General features: G+C 42.5%; 9 protein-coding genes and 2 riboswitches. All 9 genes read right to left on the bottom strand.

Going from position 1 to position 14171, the window contains the following annotated elements; genetic code table 11:
- Window positions 1-299 precede the first annotated feature (299 nt).
- On the bottom strand, window positions 300-2369 hold the full coding sequence (ptsG, locus tag ACFPA1_RS13910) for a glucose-specific PTS transporter subunit IIBC (RefSeq protein ID WP_213148347.1): 2070 nt from the start codon (window positions 2367-2369) through the stop codon (window positions 300-302).
- A 182-nt stretch (window positions 2370-2551) separates the two neighbouring features.
- Entirely contained in the window at window positions 2552-3394 is an 843-nt protein-coding gene (gene glcT, locus ACFPA1_RS13905) for a glucose PTS transporter transcription antiterminator GlcT (protein ID WP_378583765.1), read from the bottom strand.
- Between the two features lie 120 nt (window positions 3395-3514).
- The gene (locus tag ACFPA1_RS13900; RefSeq protein ID WP_378583763.1) at window positions 3515-4843 is read right to left on the bottom strand and encodes an NCS2 family permease; all 1329 of its coding nucleotides are present in this window, start codon (window positions 4841-4843) and stop codon (window positions 3515-3517) included.
- Between the two features lie 108 nt (window positions 4844-4951).
- Window positions 4952-5053, bottom strand: a riboswitch (purine riboswitch).
- A gap of 101 nt (window positions 5054-5154) precedes the next feature.
- The gene (gene guaA / locus ACFPA1_RS13895) at window positions 5155-6696 is read right to left on the bottom strand and encodes a glutamine-hydrolyzing GMP synthase (protein WP_378583761.1); all 1542 of its coding nucleotides are present in this window, start codon (window positions 6694-6696) and stop codon (window positions 5155-5157) included.
- A 125-nt stretch (window positions 6697-6821) separates the two neighbouring features.
- A riboswitch (purine riboswitch) is annotated at window positions 6822-6923 on the bottom strand.
- 33 nt (window positions 6924-6956) lie between these two features.
- Complete coding sequence (locus ACFPA1_RS13890; protein WP_378583760.1) at window positions 6957-9146, bottom strand: transglutaminase TgpA family protein; 2190 nt, start codon at window positions 9144-9146, stop codon at window positions 6957-6959.
- A complete protein-coding gene (locus ACFPA1_RS13885; RefSeq protein ID WP_378583758.1) occupies window positions 9146-10363 on the bottom strand; it encodes a DUF58 domain-containing protein in 1218 nt (405 codons plus the stop codon). Before ACFPA1_RS13885 ends, ACFPA1_RS13890 begins: the two co-directional genes overlap by 1 nt.
- 1 nt (window position 10364) lies before the next feature.
- Window positions 10365-11321 carry an AAA family ATPase gene (locus ACFPA1_RS13880; protein ID WP_213148353.1) on the bottom strand — a complete coding sequence of 319 codons (957 nt, stop codon included), beginning with the start codon at window positions 11319-11321 and terminating at the stop codon, window positions 10365-10367.
- A gap of 132 nt (window positions 11322-11453) precedes the next feature.
- The gene (locus ACFPA1_RS13875; protein WP_378583768.1) at window positions 11454-12248 is read right to left on the bottom strand and encodes a 5'-methylthioadenosine/S-adenosylhomocysteine nucleosidase; all 795 of its coding nucleotides are present in this window, start codon (window positions 12246-12248) and stop codon (window positions 11454-11456) included.
- 188 nt (window positions 12249-12436) lie between these two features.
- Window positions 12437-14164, bottom strand: coding sequence for a CocE/NonD family hydrolase (locus ACFPA1_RS13870; protein WP_378583756.1), 1728 nt, complete (start codon window positions 14162-14164; stop codon window positions 12437-12439).
- Between the last annotated feature and the right edge of the window lie 7 nt (window positions 14165-14171).

Here is a 14171-nt window from a genome sequence, read left to right as displayed (position 1 = left end):
ATGTTACGTTGGCTTCGTTTCAAATGAAACGAATATTATTGTTTGTTGACGTTTTTGTTTGTTTAGTTTTCAAAGAACTATTTTTTAAAATCGCTTCATCAGAAGCAACTCTATTAATATATCACATCGTTTTCTCGAAGTCAACAACTTTTTTGAAGTATTTACTATCAATTTGTTGTTAACTCGCCGGTAACGACTGCTTTAATATACTATCACCCTGGATTAAATTCGTCAACTGTTTATATGGATTTTTTTCAAAAAAATAACCGGCCCTTATAAAGAGCCGGTAACTTAATACATTACTTTGTTATTTTAATAATACCTTCTTGCTTTATGTCTACAAGCCCCTGCTTTTCAATAACTACTTTTTCGCCTTCAGTTAAATTAGTAAAGACGATTGGTGTAATCGTTGATTTGGCATGCTCCTTAATATAGGCAATATCAAACTTTAACAGCGGCTGGCCTTTTGTTACACGGTCATTTTCAGACACCAATGTTTCAAAGCCTTCACCCTTAAGGTTAACCGTGTCGATGCCTACGTGAACAAGAATTTCACGGCCGTTATCAGAAAGGATGCCTAGGGCATGCTTGGTTGGGAACAGGTTAACAATTTTACCGTCGACTGGAGATACAACCAAGCCTTCCTCAGGAACAATTGCAAAGCCATCACCCATCATTTTACCTGCAAATACTTGATCCGGCACTTCAGTGATTGGTTTGATTTCTCCTTTAATAGGAGAAACAAATACATCTTCACCGTTATGTTCAGATTGAAGCGCTTCAGGGTTTACCTCTTCAATTTGCTGCTGCACGCCTTTTTCCGGGGCATTGACAGCGGTTGTGCGCGGACGCTTTCCTTCCATTATATCCTTCATTTGACCCTTAATTGTTTCAGAACGCGGGCCGAAGATAGCTTGAATATTGTTGCCGACCTCAAGGACACCCGCTGCCCCAAGCCGCTTCAATTCATTTTTGTCCACGTCTTTAATATCATTAACAGATACACGAAGGCGGGTAATACATGCGTCTAAGTGAGCAATATTTGCTTTGCCGCCCATGGCATCTAATATATTAGAAGCTAAATCGCCTGAGCTTGCTTTGCCAGTCGGCGCCTGGTTTTCTTCTTCCTCCAGTTCGCGGCCTGGTGTTTTCAAATTAAACGTGCGAATCGCGAAACGGAAACCAAAGTAATAAATAACAGCAAACACAAGACCGACAGGAATAACAAGCCAAGCATGCGTTTGCGGGTTAATCAACCCGAATAGAATGTAGTCAATTAAACCTCCCGAGAAAGTCATCCCGATTTTTACATTTAACAGGTGCATCGTCATAAATGACAATCCAGCAAAAATGGCATGGATTCCAAACAAAATTGGTGCAACAAATAGGAATGAGAATTCAATCGGTTCAGTGATACCTGTTAAGAAAGAAGTTAAGGCAGCAGATGCCATTAAGCCCCCGACAAATACTTTCTTCTCTGGTCTTGCTTCATGATAGATAGCAAGCGCTGCAGCTGGAAGACCGAACATCATGAACGGGAATTTACCTGTCATAAACGTACCGGCAGTCAGATTCTTCACGTGGTCTGAAATCTGAGCCATAAAGATCCGCTGGTCACCGTGAACTACCTCACCGGCATGAGTTGTATAGCTGCCAAACTCATACCAGAATGGAGCGTAGAAAATATGATGCAGTCCAAAAGGAATTAATGAACGCTCAATAACCCCAAAGACAAACGCCGAAAGCGTTAAGTTTGCATTTACCATGTTATTAGAGAACGCATTCAATCCGTGCTGGATTGGAGGCCAAATAACCAACATGATTAAACCTAAAATGATAGCTGTTCCTGCCGTAATAATCGGAACAAACCGTTTACCGGCAAAGAATCCCAAATAAGAAGGCAACTCAATTTCATAGAACTTATTATATAATCCTGCGGCGATAATACCAACGATAATCCCGCCAAATACACCTGTCTGGAGGGTAGGAATCCCGAGGACACTAACATAGCTCGTGCCATTAATATCCTTTGCATCAATTCCTAAAACTGTCCCCATTGTGACATTCATAATCAAGTAGCCAATAATCGCTGCAAGTCCGGCTGTACCTTCTCCGCCAGCTAATCCGACAGCAACCCCGACTGCAAATAGCAACGGCAGGTTACCAAAGACAATATCTCCGGCATTTTTCATTACATTAGCGACCATTCTGACCCCTTCATTATCTAAGAAAGGTGCCAAGTTTAATAAGGCCGGGTTAACAAGCGCTGCACCTAACGCCAGCAGGATCCCTGCAGCCGGCAGTAATGCAACCGGTAACATTAATGCTTTACCGACTTTTTGTAAGACGCCAAAAGCTCTCTTAAACATATTTAAACCTCCTGAAATTGTATTCTAGCTCATTAAATGAATGCTTTTTATAAAAAAGACGCAAAAAAGGCATGAGCAAAAGACCAATTGAATGAAGATATGGGTATAGAGTTCCCATACATCCTCATTTCAATCAATTTTTTACTCATGCCTGATCGAATCAGTAACACGTAAATTGATGACTATTTAAATTTGTTTTGCAGCCGCTGCAAATGCATCGTCAGATAGACAGCTTCTGCATCGAACACTTTCATTTTTAAAGCTTGCTGCATTACCTTAATGAGCTTCCATGCAAGATTATAGCACACCGGATATTCATCCTTCAATAGGGAAGCGATTTTTTCTGGCTCTTCCACTTTTTCCCCATTTCTGACACGTTCTATCGTAAAACGAAGATGGCGGACCAGCCTCATATAATCAATGCTTTCCTTATCAATTTCAACCAGTAACTGCTCTTCCACCATATCCACTAATCTGCTGATCAACTGGGAATGCTGATTAACCTCAGAAAGATTCTTATTCGTTATGGCACTATGAATGTGGAGAGCAATAAAACCAATCTCCCCCACCGGAAGTTCAATACCGGTTCTATCTTTAATCAATTCCACGACTTCCTTCGCCACCTCATATTCATGACGATAGAGCGCTTTCGTTTCGACCAAGAATGGATTGCCCATTTCCATCCCTTGCGAGACACGCGTTAGCGCAAACATTAAGTGGTCGGTTAAAGCAACATGAATATGCTCATTTAACTTTGAACGAGTACGCTGCTTTATTAGGTTAATGGCGGAAATGATTACTTCATGAACATTTTGGTCAATAAAAGGAAGAAGTTTAATATAGTTTTCCTGCTCTTTTTCATTTTTAAGAACAAATAGCTTTTCAACTTTTTCCGTATCAATAAAATCGCCCTGTTTACGGTTAAAGCCAATGCCTTTGCCGATAATGACAACTTCCTTGTAGGCAGGGTGTTCAGCAATCAATACATTATTATTTAAAGCCTTATTTATCTGAAGTTTTGCCATACCCTTAATCCTCATTTCGAATAAAAACAATCAGTATTACCATACTAAAAGACGCCCATCAGGAAGTCAACGACAAAAAAAGGAACTGTGAAAAATATCCACAGCTCCTTTATAAAGGATTTATTTTAAGAAAATAAAATACAGTACAAAGATAACAAAGAAGAAGTACATAATCGGATGAATTTCTTTCGCTCTGCCCTTTACCAGCATTGTAATCGGATAGAAGATGAAACCGATCGCGATTCCAGTTGCGATACTGTATGAAAGCGGCATTGCAATGATGGTTAAAAACGCCGGAACGGCAATTTCAAACTTAGTCCAGTCAATTTTCCCTAAAGAAGAAACCATCAGTACCCCAACAATAATTAATGCAGGAGCAGTAACCGGCGCTGTAATGACTGATAATACCGGGAAGAAGAATAATGATAAAAGAAATAATGCAGCAGTTACCAGTGACGCAAATCCTGTTCTGGCACCGGCAGCAACCCCCGCTGTTGATTCGATATACGAGGTGGTTGTTGATGTTCCAAGTACAGCACCGACAGTTGAAGCAACAGAGTCAGAAACCAAGGCTCTTCCTGCATTTGGAAGTTTTCCGTCCTTCATTAATCCTGCCTGACCGGCAACCGCAACAAGCGTCCCTGCGTTATCAAAGAAATCCACAAACAAGAAGGTAAGGATAATACCCAGCATAGCTGTTGTATAAAACGAACTGTCTCCAAAGGAAGAAAACGCAGCACCAAAGGTTGGTGAGATACTTGGTACATGGCCAATAACTTTGTCAGGAACTTTAATTTCGCCAAAAATCATTCCTACGATTACCGTGATGATCATTCCGTAGAATACCGCACCACTAATTCCTCTTGTCATCATGATAACTGTTACTAAGATGCCAAAAATGGCCAATAATGTCCCTGGGGCTGACAAATCTCCCAGACCAACAAGTGTTGCATCATTGTTCACGATAATTCCAGCACTTTGCAATCCGACAAAGGTAATAAATAAACCGATACCAGCACCAACTGCATGTTTCAATTCAATTGGAATGGCATTAATAATTTTCTCCCGAAGACCTGTCAGCGTCAGTAAAAAGAAGAATACGCCGGAAATGAATACAGCGCCCAAAGCATGCTGCCAAGGAATTCCGCTTCCTAGTACCACTGTATAAGCGAAGAAAGCATTTAATCCCATCCCCGGTGCTAACGCAAGCGGATATTTACCAAGAAGACCCATAATAATCGAACCTAATGCCGATGCTAATGCTGTAGCTACAAACACTGCTCCATAATCCATTCTCATTGCATCAGGAAGATCTTTAACAGATGCAAGTGACAGTGTTAATGGGTTTACAACCAAAATATAAGCCATTGCTAAAAACGTAGTCAGTCCGCCCATAAATTCGCGGCGGTAATTTGTGCCTACTTTTTCGAACTCAAAATACTTATGCATTCTTTTCTCCCCCTGTTTTTCCTTTATTTTATGCAAAAAAACGTTCCGGCATTCTACCGGAACGTTGACTATTGGCAGGTGAAAACAGAGAAAAGAATAAAAATGCCTCTCTATTAAACACTGCCTCGTAGTCAAGCCATTTACGGTGGCTCGGTAGAAACTTTTGGGCCATATCCCCAATATTATACGACGCAATTCGACAATATCTTCATTTGACTTTTTTATTTTAACAGCGTTTTTTATGTTTGTAAACAATAAAAACGAACGATACTAAAAAATATTTTTAGCATCGTTCGTTTTTTCACTTCCTCTTATTCCCATTCAATTGTTGCAGGTGGCTTGCTGGTGATGTCATAGACAACGCGGTTGATGTGCGGGACCTCGTTTACGATTCTTGTTGAAATGACTTCAAGGACATCCCACGGAATCCTTGCCCAGTCAGAAGTCATACCGTCAATCGAGGTGACCGCGCGAATCCCAATTGTATAATCATACGTACGGGTATCTCCCATGACACCGACGCTGCGGATATCCGGAAGCACGGTGAAGTATTGCCAAATATCGCGGTCAAGCCCTGCCTTTTTAATTTCCTCGCGGAGAATCCAATCTGATTCGCGGACGATTTCTAATTTATCTTCCGAGATTTCACCAAGGACACGAATACCAAGGCCCGGTCCCGGGAATGGCTGTCTCCAGACAATCTCATCTGGAATTCCAAGCTCGGTACCTAAGGCACGTACCTCATCTTTAAATAAAGTGTTTAATGGTTCGATTAATTTAAATTGCATGTCCTCAGGAAGCCCGCCAACATTATGGTGGGATTTAATCGTTTGCGCTGTTGCTGTACCGCTCTCGATAATATCGGTATAAAGCGTTCCTTGTGCTAAGAATTCAATGCCCTCAAGCTTGGCCGATTCATCATCAAACACATAAATAAATTCATTGCCGATAATTTTCCGCTTTCTCTCAGGGTCAGAAACACCTGTCAACTTTGATAAGAAGCGTTCTTTAGCATCTACCTTGATGACATTCATATGGAAGCCTTCAGAGAATGTCTTCATAACGCTGTCTGCTTCGTTTTTCCGTAATAAGCCGTGATCGACAAAAATACAGGTTAACTGATCGCCTATGGCCTTATGAATTAATACGGCAACAACTGAGGAGTCTACCCCGCCGCTTAGCGCGCACAGAACTTTTTTATTTCCGACAGTTGTACGGATTTTTTCCATTTCCATTTCAATGAAGTTCTCCATTGACCAATCGCCGCTGCAGTCGCAAACATTGAATACGAAATTATTTAAAAGGTCATTACCATAAATAGAATGGCGCACTTCCGGATGGAACTGAACAGCATAAAGCTTTCTATCTGCATTACTCATCGAAGTAATCGGGCAGGATGGGCTTGTTGCATCAACAGTAAACCCTGCCGGCGCTTCCACAACAAGGTCGCCGTGGCTCATCCAGACAACCTGCTCTTCCGGCAGACCGCCAAATAGCGCTGATTGATTTTCTACCTTCATTGTAGCTTTTCCATACTCACGGTGCGTCGCTTTTTCAACCTTGCCGTCAAAATGAACGGTCATTAACTGCATACCATAGCAAATGCCAAGAATCGGCAGACCCATTTCAAAAATTTCTTCGTCACAACGAAAGGAATTTTCATCATACACACTGTTAGGACCGCCTGAAAAAATAATTCCCTTCGGATTCATCTTGCGGATTTCTTCCGCCGTAATCGTATGCGGATGCAGTTCGCTGTAAACGCCAAACTCGCGAATCCGGCGTGTGATTAATTGGTTATACTGACTTCCAAAGTCTAAAACGACAATCATATTTTGCTTTCCAGACAACATGCCCACCCCTATTTTTTTAAGTTAATTTAGTTTTTCCCGATTTTTTATAAAAAATAAAAAAACTAGAGTTCCCGCCCTTAATAAAATAAGAAGGCAGAATTCTAGTTTTTTCGTATAAGAATATACTTAACCAATTCTGCCTTCATAGTCAGGCCATTTACGGCGGCCCGGTAGAGACTCTCGAACCCTATCATCGAGGATATATGAAGGTTTTCACCTATTAAATTACACCATATTGTAACAATAGGATGATTTTTTGGTCAAGCGATAGTCTTTTTGATTAAATTTTCCCACAATTCCCACGTTTCCTTCCAGCTTCCCTCTGGCAGGTTTTGATTGTATATGTACTGCTCATAACGGTGCGTTAAGCGCGTCATTTCCCTCGTCGAGAAGAACGTGTCAATATAGCGGGCATAGTTACGAAGTGTTTGATTTTCCTTACGTTTTAACCCGTAACGGTCGAGCTGACTTAGTAAAATCAAGTAGGCTGCACTGATGGTTTCATCCTTTTTCCTAAAACGGTAACGCAGCATGACGAGATACGGGAACCATTTGCCGCGAATTCGATACAAAAGCGCAATAACAGCAGCAGCTAGCACGCCGCCAAACACAATCCATTTCCACTCATTTTTGAAGAACAACTGGATATTTCTCCAGATATCCCTGATATCAAAGGAGTTATCTTTCTTTACATTTGCTGTTTCTTCGAGCGGCTTCTTTTCCGGTTTTTTTACAGGTGCAGGCGCAGGTGTTTGCGTATTTGTGGAAGTCTGCCCTGATGTAAAGTTAATGTTAATACTGTTTGAGAACCCTTTTGTCGGTTCAAAGGGAATCCAGCCTTGAGTCGGGATAAATACCTCTACCCAGGAATGAGCATTATTATTAGTGATTGTGTAAAGCTCCTTCGTTTCGTCATCCCGGCTGTATTCCAGGAACTCTCCTCCCGTAAATCCCTTTACCCAGCGGGTTGGAATGCCAATCGAGCGGAGCATGACGGCCATTGAGCTGGAAAAATTATCGCAGTACCCTGTTTTCGTATCGAATAAAAATTGGTCCACATAATCGTCTTTTCCCCCTGGGATAGCGACATTTTTCTGGTCATAGGTGTATTCTGTATTTCCAAAATACCGCTCCACCGCTCTTGCCTTATCGAACCAATTCGTTTCAGAAGCGGTGATCTCTTCTGTTAATTGTTTGATCCTTGGCGGCAGCTCTTCCGGAATCTGGGTATACCTTTTGTAAAACTCCTCGTTCATCACAGCCGGGTCATAGCCTGTCGTTTTTCTTAAATCTACAGCTTTGTATTGAGGCACTTTAAAATCAACAATATAATCCACATTGCCGATATTTCTGATTTTTTCCGTATTTGTATCAATTTGAATCGGGTATTGTTCAGGCAGCTTTGGTTGGAAATCGATGAACTTTTGAATTCCTGCCGGATAAACAACAAAAGAAACAAACTCCCCAGCCGGATTGACTTTAGCTGTTTCATTGGTGGTTTCCACATTACTTGGTATAGATAATACCGGCACTAAATCAGACTGTCTGAAATCAATGGTTGTCGCCCCCGATGCAAGCCAGCCCTTTCCGGTATACACATCCTTCGTTTCAACCTTCCAATAGTTCTTGCCATTCGACTCAACCGTAAAAACAGTGGTATCATCCCCAATAAACGGACCGCCCAATCGGGAGTCATTCGTCCCATAGCCAATCCGGCTGATACCGCCGATGCCATCTCCGCCTCCCTTGTTACCCGCCGCTTTTAAATATGGAACCGGGTCGGGCCAAATCGGCGCTGCCTTCGGAGCAGCAATTCCAACAATCACACTTAAGGCAACCATAATAACAAGCGGCACCATCCATTTTTTCATAAAAGCGGAGTCGCTGTTGATATTTTCTCTTCGGTTGATGCGGAAAAAAGTCAGCATGCCCATCACAGCAAATCCAGCTGCCACAGTCCGGACGATGGCAAATTTGGCATCATAGATGGTAAACGTATCGAGAACCGCGATATACAGTAACGTCATAAAGAAAAAGATAAAAATCCGCTGCTGCCGCAGGAGCCAATAATGGATGAGGTAGATCATGATCCACAATAGGATAAAAAACAACAGGGTGCGGAATTCGTTCGATAGTTCATTCCAGTTCCTAGCCGCAACGGACCATAAGTTATTAATAACATCCTCAGAAAAGGAACCTAACCATCCGGAGTGAAAAAAACCTCCCTCGTAGTGGAACCGATTAATCGAAAAAAGAATGAAAACAATCTTAATCAGCCATTGCCAAAACCATTTCATTTGCAGATAGGACAGGGCAAACGCAATAATCAAAAAAACAATAAATGTTTCGATATGGTCCGTATCTGTTAATTGTTCCACCGGCCTAAGCCATTCCCATAGCAGCAAAAATCCAAAGGTATATAAAAGAAGGGTTGGGAAATCTCTTTTCATTAATATAACGTCACCTCCGAGAAGGCAGCTTCGAATTGACCGTCATGAACCAATATCACTCGGACGCCGCGGGCGTTTGCAACTCCAATGAGCGAGCGTTCATTGCCGTCAGGCGCTTCATGTTCACCTTTGATAAGGAAAAGGGTAATCGCCCCTTTTCTTTGGCCGTGAAAGCTGGCTTTTTCAATCAAAGACTTGGTTAACTGGGCTGTGACGAGCATGAATGAAACGGTTTGCTGAATAAATAGGCCATCTGCTTCAATGACCTTTTCTAGCGGTGAAAAGCTTTTTGCCTCGATTTTGGCGAGATGATAGAAAAGCTGCTGCAGCTGCTGTTCCCCGCCTCTGATTGGAAACGAGGCTCGTTCCTTGCTGATGGTAAGAAGGCCTGTTTGCGCCCCTTTTTTCAAAACAGCCCTTAGTAAAGAGGCCGTGAACGAAACTACTGCTTCAAAGCGTTTATCCGGTACACAGTCCATCACCACAAAAACATCATGAGACTGCCGCTTTTCAAACTCTTTTGTCATAATCTCATTCCGCTTGGCAGTTGCCTTCCAGTTAATCCAGGAAAATCGGTCGCCCGGCTGGTAGTCCCTGACGCCGACCGCCATGGTCGTATCGCGCTGGACCCGTTCGCGGGATGCCGTCAAACCTTGGTCATACTGATGCTCAAAGGGACGGTAAAGGAGCTCGGTATAGGCCGGATAGACAATGATTTTCCCTTCAGCTGGGCGTGTTTTTTCCTTTTCAAATAAGCCGAGCGGGTCGCCGGCCCTAAGGGTAAAGGTTTGAAAAAAATGCTCGCCGCGCGGCAATTTATCGATGGTATATTCATAGGTAAACTCTTTTTTAAAACCGGGAAACAGAATGGCCTTCGGGGAGCTGGCTTTATCGGCATATTCTAATGATTGGTCCAGGTTATCTTGGACGATTAAATAAAATAACGGAAAGCCTTTCGACCTTTTTATCTGGACGGTTACTTTTAACGGCTCCCCGGCATTGTAATCCGTTTTGGGCAGAATCCTTTTGACTTCCAGTTCGTTCAAAGAATAGAAGGAAAGTGCAACGCAATAAATCGCAAACGGCAGGAAGCTGTAAAACAGAAACCAGCTGACAAATCCCCCTTGGAACATTGCATAGGAGAAGGTCAGGAAGATCAAGAAAAATAACAGGATAAACTTCCAAGCCCTTTTAGTGAATTTCCATAGTTTTTTCATTTTACTTCACAAGCCTTTGGACAGGAACGGGAACTCTGTTAACTACTCGGTTCACTACTTCCTCCGAGGTGATCCCTTCAAATTTAGCTTCCGACTTTAAAATAATCCGGTGCGACAGGACGTATGGCGCTAAATATTGAATATCATCCGGTAGCACATAGTCACGTCCAAAAATAAAGGCATAGGCTTGCGCAGCTTTCATCAGAGCAATGGATCCCCTTGGGCTTGCGCCGAGGTATACACTTCCATACCCCCTTGTCCGGTTAACGATATCCACGATATAACGCTTGATCGTATCATCGACAAAAACCTCTTTGACCTCTTGTTGTAGCGCCCGCAGGCCCTCCAGATCAATAACAGGCTGAAGGTCCTCGATTGGCGGCACTTTTTGCGCCCGGTTCAATACCTCGATTTCTTCCTGGATGTCCGGGTAGCCCATCTTCATTTTTAATAAAAAGCGGTCGAGCTGTGCTTCCGGAAGCGGATATGTACCTTCATATTCAATCGGGTTTTGCGTCGCCATGACGAAAAACGGTTTTTGGAGTTTGTGGGTCACTCCGTCAATCGTGACACTCGCTTCCTCCATGCCTTCAAGTAGTGCCGACTGCGTCTTCGGCGAAGTCCGGTTAATCTCATCCGCGAGGATAATATTACCCATCAGCGGGCCAGGGCGAAATTGAAACTCCATTTCCTTTGGGTTATAAATGGACACCCCGGTTACATCTGATGGCAGCAGGTCCGGGGTGAACTGAATTCTCCGAAAGTTAGCATTAACTGATTTAGCTAAGGCACGGACCATCATCGTTTTTCCGACACCCGGCACGTCTTCAAGCAGAACATGGCCTCCTGCCAGCAGCGCGACAAGGCTTAGTTCCGCGACATTTCTTTTTCCAATCATAACCTTTTCAATGTTCGCGAGAATTTTATCTATTGTGGGATTCCATTGTTCATGGGCCAAGGTTGACTCCTCCTCATTCAAAAAACCAAATAATTACATTCTATCTATGTATTCGATTTTTCTCCGAAAAATTCCTGTGAAAAAGACACAGATATTTCAACTATTAGACGGATGATAAGGAGGAAATGTTTCTTACTTTTTTGTTAAATTATAAATGTACGTTTTAACAAGTTTATACACATAACTCTGGCCTGCTGTTTCTGTATTGGGGTTGTATTTTTCACCGTTTACAATGTTATTAGAGACAATTCGAATTCCCAAGAACGGTACTTGGAAGCTTTCTGCAACTTGGGCGGATGATGCTGCTTCCATTTCTTCCACAAAGGTACTGAATAGGCTGTTCAGCCAATTGATTCGGTCCACTTCGTTATTCCATACATCCGCTGAACCGATCGTACCTTCGACAACTTTTCCTTTGTGATACTGGTCCGTTATTTTCATAGCATCAGCAAGCAATGCTTGATCTCCTTCGAAGTAGCGGATTTGCCCCGCCTTCACCTCTTCTTCACTTTCCTCTGAAGCGGTTAAGTCCATAGGCATCCACCTAGTCGGGGTAATCCCTTGATTTTTCCCTCTTATTTCTGTTTTAAACGAGCCGATATTGGTCACTCTTTTACCGACAACAATATCAAATACATGTATATTGGGAACATGGCCGCCTGATGTACCTTGATTAATAATAGCAATCGGGTGATATTTGACGATAGCAATGGCCGTAGCCGCCGCGGCATTTTCCATTCCTTTTCCTGTTTTTGAAACGATAACCGGATAGCGGTTGATTTCGCCTTTATAAAAAACAAACGATCCATACTTTTCTTTTTTAACTTTTTCTAATCCTTGAATTAACTGGTCAATCTCGACCGGCATGGCCCCTTGTATAACTATCGGCCTTTGTGCTGATTTTGCGTGTACCTCTATTTTAAACATTAAAAAGAAGCTTAAGACTATTAAGGCCGCCGGGATTATTTTCTTAGCAATCATGATTGGCATCTCCCTTTCATAAAATCCTCCAAATCAATCTAACAAAAAGACTACCTCCTTATTATCAGGAAGTAGTCTCTGATTTAGCCGAAATATATTTGTTCAGGCAGATTCATAACAAGAATGCTCAACTTTTACTTTCGGCGAATAACCGGAAGTATTACATGGGATGGATAGTCTTCCTCGTGATAAATTATTTGCATGGCGGGTCTTGACTCCAGATCTGTCAGCATTGTTCCACCATTATTCATATTTACATCAAATCTCGGGAAATTGCTTGAAGAAACTTCAATCCTGATTCGATGTCCAGGCTTAAAAACATTACTCGTTGCCCACAGGTCAATCTCATAGGCTTTTACCTCATTACCGATCCGCTTGTAAACATCGCTTGCCCGGACGATTCCGTCCGTTAAATTATAGGCTGTCCCGTTGGGTAGTACATCCACTAATTTGGCGGTGAAGTCGGTATCAACCCCATCCGTTTTAGCATATAAAACCACTTTAATTGGTCCTGTGACCTCTAGCTCATCCTCTAAAACTGGACTAGTAAAAACAAGGACATCTTCCCGTTCTTCAACTGCACGCTGATCTAGAGGCCCTGTTAATGCCCCCGTGTGAAGTAACGTTCCGCCCCCTGTTGTCGGGACAGGGTGTTTGGGATTGAAAACAAATTGGTCAAAGGGTTCGCTTTCGGGAGGTTCGGTAGTAAGCTGCCCATTACCAAATCTAGTATTGGCAACACCTTCACTATGAAAATAGTAAGGAATATGCGTGGTATCAGGTAATGGCCAGATCTCTTCTTCACGCCACACATTTTCTCCCATCACAAAAATCTTAACTGGTTTCTCAGAAAGAAGGCCCGTATCGACCCCTTTTAACCACTGATCAAACCAGCGAAGGTGAAGATTTGTTAGGTCTTCTTTGTAGTTAATCCAGTTTTCTGAAGCATGCAGCCCAAATCTGCGTTCCCCGATGGAAAAACCGAAGTTCCCGTGGGCCCATGGGCCAATCATTAACATTTGCGTTTGATTTGAGGACTGTTTCAACTTTACAAAGTTAGCAATTGAAGGTCCTAAGAAACAATCGTACCAGCCAGCAAGATGGTAAGCCGGCACGTTTATTTTCTTCAATTTTTCTTCCGTCAATGAAACTTGTTTCCAACCATCATCGTCAGGCTTCCATTCAGCCATTTCGAAAAAATAGCTTAATATGTCCAAACTTTTTAACGGCGGCCATTCCTTCAACGGTGCAGCTGTATACCAATTTTCAACCGTGTCGATATACCCGGCCAATTCCCGCATCTTTTCTTCATATTCTGCTAGGTTCATATATTTTCGTTTAAGCTCATCGCCAGCAATAGACTCAAGTGCCCATGAAACATTCAGGCCTAACTCATAAACCCCATTTCGAAAAAAGCCGCCCTCTCTGATATCACTTAAAGTTTGTGCCGGAAAGATAGCTTTTAAATGGGGGGGATTTTCGGCTGCAGCAAGCAATTGTGTATAACCGTAATACGACAAACCAAACATTCCGACGTTTCCATCAGAATATGGCAGTCCCGCTGCCCATTCAACCGCATCATAGCCATCATTTCCTTCGTGTTTAAAAGGATAAAAGTTCCCTTCCGAAGAAAATCGTCCTCTTACATCCTGAATAATCACTACATAGCCATTTTCCACCAAACGGTGCGTGTCCAAATAACGATGAGAATAATACCGTTCATTTTTGTTATAGGGCAGACGTGTAAGTAAAACAGGATATCGATTCCCATTGTTTGGCCGGTAAACATCAGCATATAAAATGGTGCCATCTCTTAACGTACAGGGGACATTTTTTTCAACTAATATTTGATTGACTGCCATTCGGGTA

Source organism: Neobacillus sp. GCM10023253, from assembly GCF_042653105.1.
Taxonomy (GTDB): Bacteria; Bacillota; Bacilli; order Bacillales; family Cytobacillaceae; genus Neobacillus; species Neobacillus citreus.
This window is presented reverse-complemented; position numbering and strand designations above follow the sequence as displayed.

Coding starts and splice junctions, on each gene's coding strand:
- ACFPA1_RS13890 (WP_378583760.1), bottom strand. CDS start 9,146: ATGAAAAGAGATTTCCCAACCCTTCTTTTATATACCTTTGGATTTTTG.
- ACFPA1_RS13875 (WP_378583768.1), bottom strand. CDS start 12,248: ATGTTTAAAATAGAGGTACACGCAAAATCAGCACAAAGGCCGATAGTT.
- guaA (WP_378583761.1), bottom strand. CDS start 6,696: ATGTTGTCTGGAAAGCAAAATATGATTGTCGTTTTAGACTTTGGAAGT.
- ACFPA1_RS13885 (WP_378583758.1), bottom strand. CDS start 10,363: ATGAAAAAACTATGGAAATTCACTAAAAGGGCTTGGAAGTTTATCCTG.
- ptsG (WP_213148347.1), bottom strand. CDS start 2,369: ATGTTTAAGAGAGCTTTTGGCGTCTTACAAAAAGTCGGTAAAGCATTA.
- ACFPA1_RS13900 (WP_378583763.1), bottom strand. CDS start 4,843: ATGCATAAGTATTTTGAGTTCGAAAAAGTAGGCACAAATTACCGCCGC.
- glcT (WP_378583765.1), bottom strand. CDS start 3,394: ATGGCAAAACTTCAGATAAATAAGGCTTTAAATAATAATGTATTGATT.
- ACFPA1_RS13870 (WP_378583756.1), bottom strand. CDS start 14,164: ATGGCAGTCAATCAAATATTAGTTGAAAAAAATGTCCCCTGTACGTTA.